The following is a 13,902-nucleotide window of genomic DNA, read 5'->3' as shown; positions in this document are numbered from 1 at the left end:
CACGATGCCGAAACCGCCGAACCCCGAGCGGAAGTACCGGACCGTCACGGCCTTCCAGCGCCGGCTGAACGCCGTCGTGCGCCGGCTGCCCGGCCAGACCCTCCTGGAGACCACCGGCCGCGTCTCCGGTCTCCCCCGCCGCACACCGGTCGGCGGCCGCCGGGAGGGCGACTCGTTCTGGCTGGTCTCGGAGTTCGGCGAGCGCTCGCAGTACATCCGCAACATCCGGGCCGACCCGCGCGTACGGGTGCGCATCCGGGGCCGCTGGTACCCGGGCACAGCCCACCTCCTTCCCGACGACGACCCACTGGCCCGGCTGCGCCGCCTCCCCCGCCTCAACAGCATGGCGGTACGGGCGATGGGCGTCGGAACGGGGCATCTGACGGTACGGGTGGAGCTGGAGGGGCAGGGGTAGGGAAGCTCATGAAGAACCTGTGATCGGCGTCTCCCACGGCTGACGTGGTCGGCATGAACAAGGCAAACTGACGTGGTTGCTCAGGATGTCTAGGGGGACGGCATGGACGGTGGACCGCGGGTTCCGGAGCAGCGGCGTCCCGGATTCCCGGCGGAAGAGGAGGAATCGGGCGCGCTGCGCTTCGGTGTGCTCGGACCGGTGCGCGCCTGGCGGGGCGGGGAGACGTTGGCCACCGGCTCCCCCCAGCAGCGCGCGCTGCTGGCCGCCCTGCTGCTGCGCGAGGGCCGTACGGCCACGGCGGCCGAGCTGATCGACGCCCTGTGGGGCGAGGAACCGCCGTCGCAGGCGCTGGCGGCGGTGCGCACCTACGCGTCCCGGCTGCGGAAGGTCCTCGACCCGGGCGTGCTGGTCAGCGAGTCGGGCGGGTACGCCGTACGGGGCCTGGCCGAGGGGGCGTTGGACCTGGCCGCGGCCCAGGAACTGGCCGCCCGGGCCGAGAAGGCCAGGGCCGCCGGGGACCTCTGCCACGCCCGTGACCTGCTGCGCCGCGCGCTGGCCCTGTGGGACGGCGAGGTGCTGGCCGGGGTGCCGGGGCCCTACGCCCAGACGCAGCGCGTCCGGCTCGACGAATGGCGGCTCCAACTCCTGGAGGCCCGCCTCGACATGGACCTCGAACAGGGCTGCCACGCCGAGGCGGTATCGGAGCTGACGGCGCTGACGGCGGCCCACCCGCTGCGCGAACGCCTGCGCGAGCTGCTGATGCTGGCCCTGTACCGCAGCGGCCGCCAGGCGGAGGCCCTCGCCGTCTACGCGGACACCCGCCGCCTGCTCTCCGAGGAGCTGGGCGTCGACCCGCGCCCCGGCCTCCAGGAACTCCAGCAGCGCATCCTCCGGGCCGACCCGGGCCTGGCCGAGCCCTCGGCCCCGGCCGCGGAGACGGCGACGGCGACGGTCCGTCCGGCGCAACTCCCGGCGACGGTGTCCGACTTCACCGGCCGCGCGGCCTTCGTCCGTGAGCTGAGCGGCGTACTGTCCGCGGCGTCCGGGGGGCCGGCGAGGGGCCGCGTGATGGCGGTCTCGGCGCTGGCCGGCATCGGCGGCGTCGGCAAGACGACCCTCGCCGTGCACGTCGCCCACGAGGCGCGGGCCGCCTTCCCGGACGGGCAGCTGTACGTCGACCTCCAGGGCGCGGGCGCGCGGCCCGCGGAGCCGGAGGCGGTGCTCGGCTCCTTCCTGCGGGCCCTGGGCACGGCCGACTCGGCCATCCCCGACTCCCTGGAGGAGCGCGCCGCCCTCTACCGCTCCGTCCTGGACGGCCGCCGCGTCCTGGTCCTGCTGGACAACGCCCGCGACGCCGCCCAGGTACGGCCGCTGCTGCCCGGCACGGACGGCTGCGCCGCGCTGGTGACGGCACGGGTGCGGATGGTGGACCTCGCCGGGGCGCACCTGGTCGACCTGGACGTGATGTCGCCCGAGGAGGCGCTGGCCCTCTTCACGAAGATCGTGGGCGAGGAGCGGGTCGCCTCGGAGCGGGAGGCGGCGCTGGACGTGGTCGGCGCGTGCGGCTTCCTGCCGTTGGCGATCCGCATCGCCGCGTCCCGGCTGGCCGCCCGCCGCACCTGGACCGTCTCGGTGCTGGCCGCGAAGCTGGCGGACGAACGCCGCCGGCTGGACGAGCTGCAGGCGGGCGACCAGGCGGTCGAGGCCACCTTCGAACTGGGCTACGGCCAGCTGGAACCGGCCCAGGCCCGCGCGTTCCGCCTGCTGGGCCTGGCCGACGGCCCGGACATCTCCCTGGCCGCGGCGGCGGCGGTCCTGGACCTCCCGGTGGAGGACACGGAGGACCTCCTGGAGTCCCTGGTGGACACCTCGCTGCTCGAATCGGCGGCGCCGGGCCGCTACCGCTTCCACGACCTGGTCCGCCTCTACGCGCGTGCGTGCGCGGAACGGGACGAGGACCCGCCGAGCGAGCGGGAGGCGGCGCTGTCCCGGCTGCTGGACTTCTACCTGGCGACGGCGGCGGGGGTTTTCGCCATCGAGCGGCCGGGTGACCGACTTGTCGATCACCTGGAGCCGACGCAGTACGCGGGGCTGGGATTCGGCGACCGGCAGGTCGCCCTCGACTGGCTGTACTCCGAGGCGAACTGTCTCCTGTCCTGCGCACGGCAGGCCCTCGGCACCGGCCGCCTTCGCCGCGGCGTGGACCTGATGTGGGCCGCGAAGGACCTGGGAGAGTCGGGGGCGAACTCGAAGCAGTACGAATCCGCCGCGCTCGCGGCCAGGGACGCTGCTCGGGCGGCAGGGGACCCGCGGGCAGAGGGCCGGGCCCGTACGGCACTCATCAACGTCCATCTGGTGGCGGGCCGGTACGACGACGCCGAGGACGAGGCGAGGCGGGCGATCCGGCTCGCGGATTCCGTGGGGGACCTCATCCCGCTCTACTGGGCCAGCAACGACCGCGGAATCATCGCTCTGATCCAAGGACGCAACGAGGACGCCGAGAAGCACCTGCTCACCGCCATCGAAGGATCGCGGGACGACGGAAACGCTCCGCTTGAGGCCAGTGCCCTGTGCAACCTCTCCCGCGTCCATCTCGCCATGGGGAACACCTCCAAAGCGGTCAGGCTCGCCCAGGAGGGCATCCGGATCTACGACCGGCTGGGCCTGACCCTGCGCCTCGCCAACGCCAGATACGCCCTCGGCCTGGCCTTCACGTCCGCCGGTCGCGAGACCGAGGCACTGGACGAACTGACCGAAGCACTGGGCATGTTCCAGGTAAATCGGCAGCGGCTCTGGGAGGGCACCACCCATTTCCGCATCGCGCAGGCCTACTTCGCCGCGCGCCTGCCGGCCAAGGCCGCCCAGCACGCCGAGCAGGCACTCGCAGTCGGCTGCATCGGAGGCGACCGGATGAGGGCCAACGTCCTGACCACCCTCGGCCAGTCCCTCGACGCGTTGGGCCAGGTGGACCGTGCGTGCGCCTGCTGGCGAGAGGCGCTGTCCCTCTACGAGCAGACCGGCGCCCCGGAGTCCGAAGGCGTCCGAGCGCTGCTCGCCCCCGCGGCCGCGGCCTGAGGTCCTCTCCTGGGCGTTCATCGAACGTTTATGCCTCGCTGCCAGGCTGAGCGCACCAATCCGTCGCGACGGGGGGCAGACGGGTTGCCGGGACTCACCACCTAGGGTGGGGGTCCACAGGGCCCTTGCCCGGCAATACTCGGGGGAGTTGCCGGGCAAGGGCGGCCGGAACAGCCACTCGAACACGGGGAGACCTCGCAGCATGAGCGACGCCGAGACGAAGCAGGGCGAAGAGATCACCACGCTGGACAACCACGCACCCACTCCGCCCGCGGACGACACGATCGTCACCCTCGACAACCACGCACCCACTCCGCCCGCGGACGACACGATCGTCACCCTGGACAACCACGCGCCCGCTCCGCCGGCCCTGGGGCTGGACGGCAAGTAGACCTCATCCCAGCGGGGATCGGCCGCGGCGGCGCGGAGGGGAGCCGCCGCGGCCGAGGTGTGTCCGGCGTCAGCCGAGGAGGGCCTGGGTGATCTGCCGGGTGGTCTGCGCGGCGACCCGGCGATCGGCGGCGGCGTGGGCGACGTGGGCGTTCAGGCCGGTGGCCAGGGCCCAGCCCCGGCCCCGCGTCCAGGTGGCGTCGTCCACGCCGAGCGCGTCGCGGAAGACGGCACGAGTCGCGGGCGACAGCAGGGTGAAGGCGATCACCAGGTCGCGGGCCGGGTCGCCCCGGCCGAGCCCCTCGAAGTCGATGACGGCGCTGGGGCGGCCGTCGACGGTCAGCACGTTCCCGGTGTGGAAGTCGCCGTGGAACCAGACCGGGGGCCGGTCCCAACCGGGGGCGGCCATCGCCTCGTTCCACAGGTCCGTGAGGGCCTTGGCGTTGAACTCGCCGTCGGTGTGGGCGATCGCCTCCCGCGTCGCGCGGTCCCGCTCGGACAGGGGGCGGCCGGTGAGGTCGTCCCCGGTGCGGCCCGCGGGGGCTTCGAACCGCTGCAGGGCGGTCAGGAATCCGGCCAGTTCCACGGCGGCGTCGGCAGAGTCGCCGAGCGCCGCCACGGTCGCCACCTCGCCGTCCAGCCAGCGGGACACCGCCCAGGGCCACGGATACCCGAGGCCGGGCTCGCCGACCGCCACGGGCACCGGGACGGCCAGGGGAAGGTGCGGGGCGAGCCGGGGAAGCCACCGGAACTCCTTCGCGGCCTGCCCGACGGCGCCCGCGTGGCGGGGCAGCCGGACGGCCAGTTCGTCGCCGAGCCGGTGGATCACGTGGTCGGAACCGGCCGGGTCGACCGGTTCGAGCGGGAGGTCCGACCACTGCGGGAACTGCGCGTGGAGCAGTCGCCCGACCAGCGTCGCGTCGATGCGCGGACCGGGGTTCGCCGGGGTCACAGCGGTGCCGCCACGGTGTGGTCCAGCTCGCAGTGGTCCGGGTCGGCGGAGCCGTCGTAGGGGACGCGGACCGCGGCCGTACCGTCCGCGGGGACGGTGACCTCCTCGGTGCCTTCGTCGATCGTCGTGCCGCCCGCGTCCTTGAAGAGGACCGTGACGGCGAACGTGTACGCGGTGGCGTTCGGGTTGGTGACCTCGACGGTGGACCACGGCTGGTCCTCCCTGACGCAGGTGACCAGGTTCAGGACGGCCGCCTCGGCCTCGGCGCTGCCGCCGGTGCCGCCGCTGCCCGTGTCGTCGCCGTAGGTGTCGTCGTCGTAGTCGTGGTAGCCGCTGCCGCCGGTGCCGTACGTGTCGTCGTCGTCCTTGTAGGCGTCGCCGCCGCCCGACGTGGACGACGAGGTGTCGTGGTCCTGGCCGGAGCTGCTGCAGCCGCCGCCCCCGTCGCCGCCGTGACCGTGGCCGTGGCGGCCGGTCGAGAAGCCGGTCAGGCTGAGGACCACCAGTGCCGAGATCGCCGTGAACCTGAGTGCTCGCCCCCGTGTCGTCATGAAGATCACGCTAGTGCGCGGATGTCACGGACACGTCACCGGCCGGGCACGGCCCCTCACGCCGTACGGCCGCGCCACGCTCACGTCGTACGAGCCGTCCCCGTGCCCTTCTCCGCATCCAGGGCGTACACGCAGCGGTCCTTGCTGCACGCGTACACGATGCCGTCGCGGACGACCGGGGAGCCGGTGATCTCGCCGCCGGTGGCGAGCTTCCAGCGCAGGCGGCCGTCGTCGGCCTTCAGCGTGTAGAGCAGGTGGTCCGTCGAGCCGAAGTGGATGCGGCCCTCGGCGACCGCGGGCGCGCCCACGATGTCGCCGCCCGCCTGGAAGCGCCACTTGGGGGTGCCGGTGACCGCGTCCAGCGTGTAGAGGCCCTTGCCGCTGCCCACGTGGACGTGTCCGGCGGCGACCAGGACCGGGTCGGTCGAGGAGCGGGCCTCGGTCGCGATGCGCCAGCGGTCGCGGCCGTCGGTGGCGTCGAGGGCGTAGACGGTGCCGAGGTAGTCGGCCAGGTAGACGCCGCCGCCGGTCACGGCCGGGCCCGGCACGAAGGTGGGCGGGGCCAGGAAGACCGCCGGGGCCTCGAAGTGCCAGCGGACGTGGCCGGAGGCGACCTCCAGGGCGAGGACCCGGGTGCCGGCCGCGACGTACACATAGCCGTCGGCGGCGTGGCCGAGGCGGACCGGGACGCCGCCGCAGGAGGCCGCGTCGCCGATCGGGTACGACCATCTCTCCTCGCCGGTACGGGCGTCCAGGGCGCGCAGGCGGGCGTCCTGCCAGACGTAGGCCGTGCCGTCGTGCAGCGCGGCGCCCGCCTCTGCGGACTCGAAGTCGCTCTGGGCGCCGGTGACCTCCCACAGCTTCTGCCCGCCCGACGCCTCCCAGGCCTGGACGCCGCCGCCGCGGGTGGCCGTGAGGACGGTGCCGCGGTCGGCCTGGAGCGAGTACACCCAGGCGTCCGTCTGGACGCGCCAGAGGTCGGCGCCCTCGCGGGCGTCCAGGGCGAAGAGGGTGGGTCCGTCGGAGGCGTGGATGCGGCGGTCCGCGACCGCCATCGACCAGGCGACGTCCCGGGTCTTGAAGCGGCGCCGTCCGGTGCCCACGTCCAGGGCGTGCACCTCGAAGGAGGTGACGTAGACCAGGTCCTCGGCGACCCGCGGCGTGCCCCAGACGTCGTTGGACATCCGGAACCGCCAGGGGCGCCACCCGGCCGGCGAGGCCTCCGGGGGCGCCGGGGACGACGGGGCCGGTACGGCGGGGTCGGCGCCGTTGACGCCGGGGCGCGGGCGGGACCAGGAGGCGGCGAGGGCGGACTCCGGCGGGGGCGCGGCGACGGCGGCGACGCGCATGTCGGCGACGCGCGGGCCGGGGCCGATGGGCACCGCCGCGCCGGGCAGCCGGACCGGCCCGCCGTCGGGGGCGCCGACGGGAGCGGGCACCGCCGGACCGTGCGCGGGCGGCGCCGGTACGACGGGGTCGTGCGCGGGCGGGGGCGGCGGCGCGTGGACGGGGGCGCGGGCGCCGGACGGGCCCGGGCCGCGGCCGCCGCCCGTGGTGGCGGGCTTGACCGCGGGGCGGCCGTTGCGGCGTCCCTCGATGAGGCCCACGGCCCGTTCGGGCAGCCACGCCGACGCCGTACCGCTGTCGTCGGAGCCGGAGCCGAAGAGGTGCGGGGCGAGCTGGGACTGGAGGTCGGCCGGGTTGGGGCGGCCGGTGGCCTCCATCTGCATGCAGGACTCGATGAGCGGACGCAGCTCGTCGGGCAGGCCCTCCAGGTCGGGGCCCTCGCGCAGCAGCATGAAGACCGTCTCGACCGGGTTGGCACCGTGGAAGGGCGGGTGTCCGGTGGCGGCGAAGACCAACATCGAGCCGAGCGAGAACACGTCGCTGGCCCCGGTGACGCTGCGGGAGTCCTTGGCCTGCTCCGGGGACATGTAGGCGGGGGTGCCGACGGCGACGTTCGTCATGGTCAGACGGGTGTTCGAAACGCCGGACGCGATACCGAAGTCGATCACGCGGGGGCCGTCCTCGACGACGAGGACGTTGGAGGGCTTCAGGTCGCGGTGGACCAGGCCCGCGCCGTGGATCGACTGGAGCGCCTCCGCGACACCGGCGGCCAGCCAGCGCACCGCCTGGGCCGGCAGCGGCCCGCACTCGTTCACTATCTCCTCGAGGGAGGGTGCGGGCACGTAGGCCGTGGCCAGCCACGGCACCGCGGCGCGGGGGTCGGCGTCGACCACGGCCGCCGTGTAGAAGCCGGAGACCGCGCGGGCCGCCTCGACCTCGCGGGTGAAGCGGACGCGGAACAGCTGGTCCTCCGCCAGTTCCGTGCGCACCGTCTTGATCGCCACGCGCCGCCCGGACGCCGAGCGCGCGAGATAGACCAGCCCCATGCCGCCGGCGCCGAGCCGGCCCAGCACCTCGAACGGCCCGATCCGCCGCGGATCGTGCTGCGTCAGCTGATCCACCACTTGCCTGCCACCTCCCCGTACGGGCCGCGCCACCCACATATGTACGCGACCGAAGTGCAGCGTCTCACCACCGCACCTCCGTGGCGCCACGCACCCCGATTCTTCCTGTCCGAGGCGCTGGTGGCGAACCTGGCGACAATCGGGGTGTCTAGCCTGATTCCGGGCAAAGAACCCTCACGAGACCGTTCCCGCCCCCGTTCGGGCTCGCGGCCGCCGCTCAGCGTCGCAGCAGCGCGAACGACGCCCCCTGGTCGTCCGAGACCACCGCCACCCGCCCGTACGACGTCCCGAAGGGCGGCACCCGCACCCGTCCGCCGCGCCGGGTCACCGCGGCGAGGGCGGCGTCCACGTCCTCGACCAGGAAGTGGACGAGGAAGTGCGGCGGCATCTCGGCGGGGAAGACGTCCGAGACCCGGGCGCGGCCGAAGTCCGGGGACGCGTCCGGGCCGAAGAGCGCGTCGTGGAACAGGTCGCCGTAGAAGGCGTTGGCAGCCTCCGTGTCCCGGGTGTACAGCTCGGCCCAGGCGAAGGTGCCCGGCTCGTGCCGGCGCCCGAAGCCGGTACGGCGGCCCGGCTGCCAGAGCCCGAAGACCGCACCGTCGGGGTCGGCGGCGAGGGCGGCGGTGCCCAGGTCGCCGACCGGGTGCGGCGGGATGACGACCTGACCGCCGCCCGCCCGGATCCGCGCGGCGAGCGCGGCGGCGTCCGGGGTGTGGAAGTACACGGACCACACGGTGGGCATCCGGCCGTCCGTCTTGCGGACCAGCGCGGCGACCGGCTCCCCGTCCAGGCACGCCCGTACGGACTTCCCCGCCGCCCGGTAGGGGTTCTCCCCGGTCTCCCCCTCCTCTTCCTCTTCCTCCTGGAAGGTCCAGCCGAACAGCCCGCCGTAGAAACGCCTGCCCGCCTCGACGTCGGAGAGCTGTGCGTCCACCCAGCAGGGGATTCCCTCCCGGCGGGCGGACGGACGGTCCGACGACTTCGGCGACCTCTTCTCGAATGCCCCGTTTTCGGCCATGCCGTCAAAGTAACCGCGTCGCCCGCACCGCGCAGACCAGGCACACCAGCCTCTCTCCGCGCTCACACCCCATTTGCAGTCGGCCGAATCGCGCTCGGATCACCCGTCGGTAAGCTGACGGCATGACAGGACAAGTGCGTACCGTCGACGGCCGCGTGGCCGGTCGACGTGGGCAGGCGACCCGGCAGAAACTGCTCGACTGCCTCAGCGAAATGCTCAGCTCCTCCCCCTATCGCGATGTCAAAGTCATCGATGTCGCACGCAAGGCGGGCACCTCGCCCGCGACCTTCTACCAGTACTTCCCGGACGTCGAAGGTGCCGTCCTGGAGATCGCCGAACGCATGGCCGCCGAGAGTTCCTCGCTGGCCGAGCTGACGGCGGGCCGTTCGTGGGTCGGCAAGGCCGGCTGGCAGACGGCACAGGAACTCGTCGACGGATTCCTGGAGTTCTGGCGGAAGAACGACGCGATTCTGCGCGTGATCGATCTCGGTGCGGCGGAGGGCGACAAGCGATTCGCCAAAATCCGCATGAAGATCCTTAACTCGGTGAATTCCTCCCTCTCGGATTCCGTCGCCGATCTCCAGGCAAAGGGCAAGGTCGACAAGGACGTGAACCCGGCGGCGATCGCCGGATCACTGGTCGTCATGCTCGCGGCCGCCGCCTCGCACCAGAAGGGCTTCTCCTCCTGGGGTGTGAAACAGGCGGAACTCAAGCCGCATCTCGCCCTGTTGACGTATCTCGGCATCACCGGAAAGAAGCCCACCAAGTAGTTCGCCGCGCGGCAGCCTGTCATCTCCGCTCCGCCGCGTCGCCGCCCGCCGCACTTGAGCAGATCTCCGGGTCTCCCGGTCTCCAGCAGCCCTCCAGACCTTTGCCGCCCCGTCGGCCGCCCGCTCGAACTCGGCGACCGTGCCCCGGCCCTCCGGCCGCTCCGGCACGACGTCCAGCGCCTCGAAGTTCAGCCTCGCGACGGCCTCGGCCGGGGAACAGCCGTCCACCCGGCCGACGTTGTGTTCAGCATCCAGAACCGACCCGCACAGCATCCGCATCCGCTGGAGGAGACCGCCGTGGCCCTGACCCGCGAAGAGCGTGAGACGTTCCTGGCCGAGCCGCACATCGCCGCGCTCGCGGTCGACGCGGGCGCGGGCCGTGCCCCGCTGACCGTGCCGATCTGGTACCAGTACGAGCCCGGCGGCGAGGTGTGGATCATGACGGGCCTCGACAGCCGCAAGAACGAGCTGATCAGCAAGGCGGGCCGGTTCTCACTGATGGTCGACCGGCTGGAGCCCACCATCCGCTACGTGTCGGTGGAGGGTCCGGTCGTCGAGACGGTCCCCGCGACGGAGGAGCAGCTGCGGGAGATCTCCGCGCGCTATCTCCCGGCGGAGAAGGTCGACGGCTACGTCGCCTTCGCCTCGGCGAACCACGGCGAGCAGGTCGTCGTCCGGATGCGCCCCGAACGCTGGGTCTCCTCCGATCTCGGCTCCGTATGACGCCCCGGCGCCCCTGACCGCACGACAATCGGGGTATGGGAACCGATCTTCACGAACTGCTGAGGTCGCTGCGGGTGTGGGACCCCGCGGTCACCGAACTGCCGTCCCTCGACCCGGCCGGCGCGCCCGGCGACCCGCTGGAGCTGTTCACCCGGTGGTTCGCCGAGGCGGTCGCGACCGGTGAACGCGAGCCGCACACGGTGTCGCTGGCGACGGCGGACGCCGAGGGCCTGCCGGACGCGCGCGTCGTGATGCTGCACGGCGCGGACGCGGACGGCTGGGCCTTCGCCACCCACGCCGACAGCCGCAAGGGCCGCCACCTCGCCGCCCGCCCGTACGCCGCCCTCGTCTTCTACTGGCCGGTGCTGGGCCGCCAGGTGCGGCTGCGCGGACCGGTCGCCGCCGCCCCGGCCGAGGAGGCGCGGGCCGACCTGCACGCGCGGTCGACCGGCGCCCTGGCCGCCGCGCTCACCGGCCGGCAGAGCGCGGAGCTGGGCTCGTCGGACGAACTGGCCCGCGCCTCCCAGGCGGCCTGGGAGCGGGCCGAGCGGGAGCCGGATGCCCCGGTGGCGTCCTGGACGCTGTACCGGCTGCGCCCCGACGAGGTGGAGTTCTTCCAGGGCGAGGCCCGTCGGCGCCACGTACGGCTGGCCTACCGGCGGACGGAGGACGGCGGCTGGGACCGGCGGCTGCTGTGGCCGTGAACCGCGCTCACCGCGCGCCGGGCGGCGTCGGCTCCTCGTCCGTCGCCAGGCGCGCGTGCAGGTGCACGTCCCGGAACGCGTCGTGCCGGCCGGCCGCGAACATCGCCTCACGCAGGGTCCCCTCGGCGCGGTAGCCGCTGCGCTCGGCGACCCGGCAGGAGGCGTCGTGGCCCACGGCGTGGCCCAGTTCCAGTCGATGCAGGCCGAGTTCGGCGTAGGCCCAGCTGGAGGCGAGGAGCAGGGCCCGGGTGGCGACGCCCCGGCCGCGGGCCTCGGGGAGCACCCAGTAGCCGACCCGGGCCACCTTCATCTGCCGGCTGATCTCGTTCAGACCGATGTGCCCCAGCGTCGTACCGCTCTCGTCGTCGGTGATCCGGAACGACGCCGACCTGCCGTCCGCCGCGTCCCGCGCCCGTCCCCGCAGCGACTCGCGGGCCCCGGCGAGGTCGGTCCACAGCTTGAGCGGCGTGTTCCAGCGCTGGAACTCGGGGTCCAGGCAGCCGCGCAGCCACGTCTCCGCGTCGGCGTCCGAGGCGGCGTCCCAGGCGCGCAGGCGCAGTCCGTGACCGCGGGGTTCGGAGTGGGCGAGGGACGCGTCGAGGGTGTACATGCGTGTGTGGGCCATCCGGCCATTCAAGCGGACCCGTCCCGGTCGTGACCGATCCGCAACCGATTCCGGTCTTGACCGAGACCCATCAAGCGGGGGCGCGATTACGCTCGCCGCATGGCCGACTCCACCGTGTCCGCTGAACCGCAGCGGCCCGCCCACCCCGCGGGCCTGCCCGTGTACGTCATAGGCGCCGGTCCCGGCGGTCTCGCCGTCGCCCAGGCGCTGCGCGCCCGCGGTCTGCGGGCCGTAATCCTGGAACGGGCCGAGGGCGTCGGCTCCTCCTGGCGGCGGCACTACGACCGGCTGCGACTGCACACCACCCGCCGCCTGTCGGCGCTGCCCGGCCTGCCGATGCCGCGCCGCTTCGGCCGGTGGGTGGCCCGGGACGACGTGGTGCGGTACCTGGAGAAGTACGCCGAGTACCACCAGCTGGAGATCGTCACCGGCGTCGAGGTCTCCCGCGTCGAGCGCACCCCCGACGGGACCGGCTGGCTGCTGCGCGCCTCCGGGGGCCGGGAGCTGACCGGCGCCGCGGTGGTGGTCGCCACCGGTTACAACCACACCCCGCGCGTGCCGGACTGGCCCGGCCGGGACACCTACACCGGCGCGTTCCGGCACGCCGCCGAGTACCGCTCCCCGGCCCCGTACGCGGGCCGGGACGTCCTGGTGGTCGGGGTGGGCAACACCGGCGCCGAGATCGCCGTGGACCTGGTGGAGGGCGGGGCCGCCCGGGTCCGGCTCGCCGTGCGCACGGCGCCGCACATCGTCCGCCGCTCGACCGCCGGGTGGGCCGCCCAGTACACCGGCATCCTGTGCCGGCGGCTGCCGGTCGCGCTGGTGGACCGGCTGGCGAGGCCGCTGGCCCGGATCAGCGTGCCCGACCTGTCGGCCCAGGGGCTGCCGCGCCCGGACACCGGGCTCTACAGCCGGGTGGCCGCGGGTGCCATCCCGGTGCAGGACGTTGGCCTGATCGACGCGGTGCGCTCCGGCCGGGTGGAGGTCGTCGCCGCGGTGGAGGGCTTCGAGGACGGCAAGGTCCTGCTGGCCGACGGCACCCGCGTCGCCCCCGACGCGGTGATCGCGGCCACGGGGTACCGGCGGGGGCTGGAGGGCCTGGTCGGACACCTCGGCGTCCTCGACGGCACCGGGCGCCCGGTCGCGCACGGGGGACGCACCCCGGCCGCCGCGCCCGGCCTGTACTTCACCGGGTTCACCAACCCGATCAGCGGGATGCTGCGCGAACTGGCGATCGACGCCGGCCGGATCGCCGGAGCGGTGGCGAAGCGGGAGGCGGGCCGCGTGTCGCGGCTGCCGGGCTAGTCGCGGGTGAGGATCTTCAGGTCACCGGCGTCCGGGTCGCCGAACCGCACGAACAGCTCGGGGTCCCGTTCGGTGCCGCCGATCGTCCAGTACGTCTGCCCGCCGCACTCGCCGTCGATACGCAGGAGGACGCCGTCACGGTCGGTGTCCATGAACTCGTAGTCCCCTTCGAGCGTCCACCTGCCGGTCCCGTCGCACACGGAGAAGTCGCCCGCATCCTCGACGCCGGACTGGGCCGGGACCCGGGCCAGCTCGGCCCGCCCGCCCGGGGCGAGCCGCAGTACGGCCCCGTCATCGCCCCGCCACTCCCCGGCGAGCTGCCCTGCGGACAGCCGCGGGGGTTCGTACTCGTCGGCCAGGGAGGCCGCCGACGCTCCGCACACCACGAGGAGGACGAGGCTCGCTCCCGCCGAACGGAGCCAGACGCCGCCTCCTGACCACGGTCGTCCGCGCAGGGAGTGGAGGACCAGCACCGGCAGGACGCCGACCCCGGCGAACCACGGGAGGGAATCGTCGACCGGCCACCCCCACAGCACGCTTCCCAGCACCGACCAGCCGGCGCCGATCACTACCGACCCGGCCAGGTGCCAGACCCACTCGGGGCCGGGGGCGGCGCGGGGCCGCAGGCGGGCCAGGGCCGCGGCGGGTGCGATCTGCACGGCCGCGTGGAGGAGGCCGACGAACGGCAGGATCAGCGGCACGCAGCAGACGCCCAGGTAGCCGCCGCCCCCGTAGCCGTAGTCGTCCCGGCCCGCCTCCATGGCGAACCACCACACCAGCCACACCAGCGGCACCTGCCCCGCGCACAGCGCGATCGCCCGGTTCCAGTCGTCGTTCGGCCGGGCGGGCCGCTTGCCCCCGCCGAGCTTCCCCGTCCTTCCCCACCCCATGCCCGGGAGCTTA

Annotated in this window: 13 protein-coding genes; 7 read left to right on the top strand and 6 right to left on the bottom strand. The window is 73.9% G+C overall.

The features are described 5' to 3' along the window. Positions 1-4: 4 nt before the first annotated feature. The 3 genes from ACZ56V_RS29545 (at position 5) to afsS (ending at position 3,881) form a co-directional block, all read left to right on the top strand. The gene (locus ACZ56V_RS29545) at positions 5-415 is read left to right on the top strand and encodes a nitroreductase/quinone reductase family protein (protein ID WP_398918543.1); all 411 of its coding nucleotides are present in this window, start codon (positions 5-7) and stop codon (positions 413-415) included. A gap of 102 nt (positions 416-517) precedes the next feature. Next, positions 518-3,490 (top strand): SARP-family global regulator AfsR, encoded by a 2,973-nt coding sequence (afsR, locus tag ACZ56V_RS29540; protein WP_467379588.1) that lies wholly within the window; start codon positions 518-520, stop codon positions 3,488-3,490. A gap of 202 nt (positions 3,491-3,692) precedes the next feature. Then, the gene (gene afsS / locus ACZ56V_RS29535) at positions 3,693-3,881 is read left to right on the top strand and encodes a regulatory protein AfsS (protein ID WP_356359383.1); all 189 of its coding nucleotides are present in this window, start codon (positions 3,693-3,695) and stop codon (positions 3,879-3,881) included. 69 nt (positions 3,882-3,950) lie between these two features. Here afsS and ACZ56V_RS29530 read toward each other — a convergent pair whose 3' ends face one another. The 4 genes from ACZ56V_RS29530 to kbpA form a co-directional block, all read right to left on the bottom strand. Then, positions 3,951-4,832, bottom strand: coding sequence for an aminoglycoside phosphotransferase family protein (locus tag ACZ56V_RS29530; RefSeq protein ID WP_398918537.1), 882 nt, complete (start codon positions 4,830-4,832; stop codon positions 3,951-3,953). Continuing rightward, on the bottom strand, positions 4,829-5,383 hold the full coding sequence (locus ACZ56V_RS29525) for a hypothetical protein (RefSeq protein WP_398918535.1): 555 nt from the start codon (positions 5,381-5,383) through the stop codon (positions 4,829-4,831). The genes ACZ56V_RS29530 and ACZ56V_RS29525 overlap by 4 nt, the downstream gene beginning before the upstream one ends. An 80-nt stretch (positions 5,384-5,463) precedes the next feature. Continuing rightward, positions 5,464-7,854, bottom strand: coding sequence for a protein serine/threonine kinase AfsK (afsK, locus tag ACZ56V_RS29520; RefSeq protein WP_468946441.1), 2,391 nt, complete (start codon positions 7,852-7,854; stop codon positions 5,464-5,466). 217 nt (positions 7,855-8,071) lie between these two features. After that, positions 8,072-8,872 carry an AfsK-binding protein KbpA gene (gene kbpA / locus ACZ56V_RS29515; protein ID WP_468946438.1) on the bottom strand — a complete coding sequence of 267 codons (801 nt, stop codon included), beginning with the start codon at positions 8,870-8,872 and terminating at the stop codon, positions 8,072-8,074. A 134-nt stretch (positions 8,873-9,006) separates the two neighbouring features. Between kbpA and ACZ56V_RS29510 the strand changes: the two genes are divergently transcribed. The 3 genes from ACZ56V_RS29510 (at position 9,007) to ACZ56V_RS29500 (ending at position 11,069) form a co-directional block, all read left to right on the top strand. Further along, positions 9,007-9,642, top strand: a complete 636-nt coding sequence (locus ACZ56V_RS29510; RefSeq protein WP_104636391.1) for a TetR family transcriptional regulator — start codon at positions 9,007-9,009, stop codon at positions 9,640-9,642. A 297-nt stretch (positions 9,643-9,939) separates the two neighbouring features. After that, positions 9,940-10,365 carry a pyridoxamine 5'-phosphate oxidase family protein gene (locus tag ACZ56V_RS29505; RefSeq protein WP_468946435.1) on the top strand — a complete coding sequence of 142 codons (426 nt, stop codon included), beginning with the start codon at positions 9,940-9,942 and terminating at the stop codon, positions 10,363-10,365. A 35-nt stretch (positions 10,366-10,400) separates the two neighbouring features. Next, entirely contained in the window at positions 10,401-11,069 is a 669-nt protein-coding gene (locus tag ACZ56V_RS29500; protein ID WP_468946432.1) for a pyridoxine/pyridoxamine 5'-phosphate oxidase, read from the top strand. A 7-nt stretch (positions 11,070-11,076) separates the two neighbouring features. Here ACZ56V_RS29500 and ACZ56V_RS29495 read toward each other — a convergent pair whose 3' ends face one another. Next, on the bottom strand, positions 11,077-11,694 hold the full coding sequence (locus ACZ56V_RS29495) for a GNAT family N-acetyltransferase (protein ID WP_468946429.1): 618 nt from the start codon (positions 11,692-11,694) through the stop codon (positions 11,077-11,079). Between the two features lie 99 nt (positions 11,695-11,793). Here ACZ56V_RS29495 and ACZ56V_RS29490 point away from each other — a divergent pair, with 99 nt between their 5' ends. After that, the gene (locus ACZ56V_RS29490) at positions 11,794-12,999 is read left to right on the top strand and encodes a flavin-containing monooxygenase (RefSeq protein ID WP_468946427.1); all 1,206 of its coding nucleotides are present in this window, start codon (positions 11,794-11,796) and stop codon (positions 12,997-12,999) included. Here ACZ56V_RS29490 and ACZ56V_RS29485 read toward each other — a convergent pair. Then, positions 12,996-13,889, bottom strand: coding sequence for a hypothetical protein (locus ACZ56V_RS29485; RefSeq protein ID WP_468946424.1), 894 nt, complete (start codon positions 13,887-13,889; stop codon positions 12,996-12,998). The two genes, ACZ56V_RS29490 and ACZ56V_RS29485, sit on opposite strands and share 4 nt — an antisense overlap. Positions 13,890-13,902: the final 13 nt, after the last annotated feature.

The sequence above is a fragment of the Streptomyces sp. NPDC034099 genome (genome assembly GCF_055575415.1).
The sequence above is the reverse complement of the archived record's forward strand: the minus strand, read 5'-3'. Positions and strand labels throughout refer to the sequence as shown.

Bases quoted from the DNA above. Each gene is read 5' to 3' on its own strand.
- kbpA (WP_468946438.1), bottom strand. From the start codon at position 8,872: ATGGCCGAAAACGGGGCATTCGAGAAGAGGTCGCCGAAGTCGTCGGAC.
- ACZ56V_RS29495 (WP_468946429.1), bottom strand. From the start codon at position 11,694: ATGGCCCACACACGCATGTACACCCTCGACGCGTCCCTCGCCCACTCC.
- ACZ56V_RS29490 (WP_468946427.1), top strand. From the start codon at position 11,794: ATGGCCGACTCCACCGTGTCCGCTGAACCGCAGCGGCCCGCCCACCCC.
- ACZ56V_RS29545 (WP_398918543.1), top strand. From the start codon at position 5: ATGCCGAAACCGCCGAACCCCGAGCGGAAGTACCGGACCGTCACGGCC.
- ACZ56V_RS29525 (WP_398918535.1), bottom strand. From the start codon at position 5,383: ATGACGACACGGGGGCGAGCACTCAGGTTCACGGCGATCTCGGCACTG.
- afsS (WP_356359383.1), top strand. From the start codon at position 3,693: ATGAGCGACGCCGAGACGAAGCAGGGCGAAGAGATCACCACGCTGGAC.
- ACZ56V_RS29500 (WP_468946432.1), top strand. From the start codon at position 10,401: ATGGGAACCGATCTTCACGAACTGCTGAGGTCGCTGCGGGTGTGGGAC.
- ACZ56V_RS29485 (WP_468946424.1), bottom strand. From the start codon at position 13,889: ATGGGGTGGGGAAGGACGGGGAAGCTCGGCGGGGGCAAGCGGCCCGCC.
- afsR (WP_467379588.1), top strand. From the start codon at position 518: ATGGACGGTGGACCGCGGGTTCCGGAGCAGCGGCGTCCCGGATTCCCG.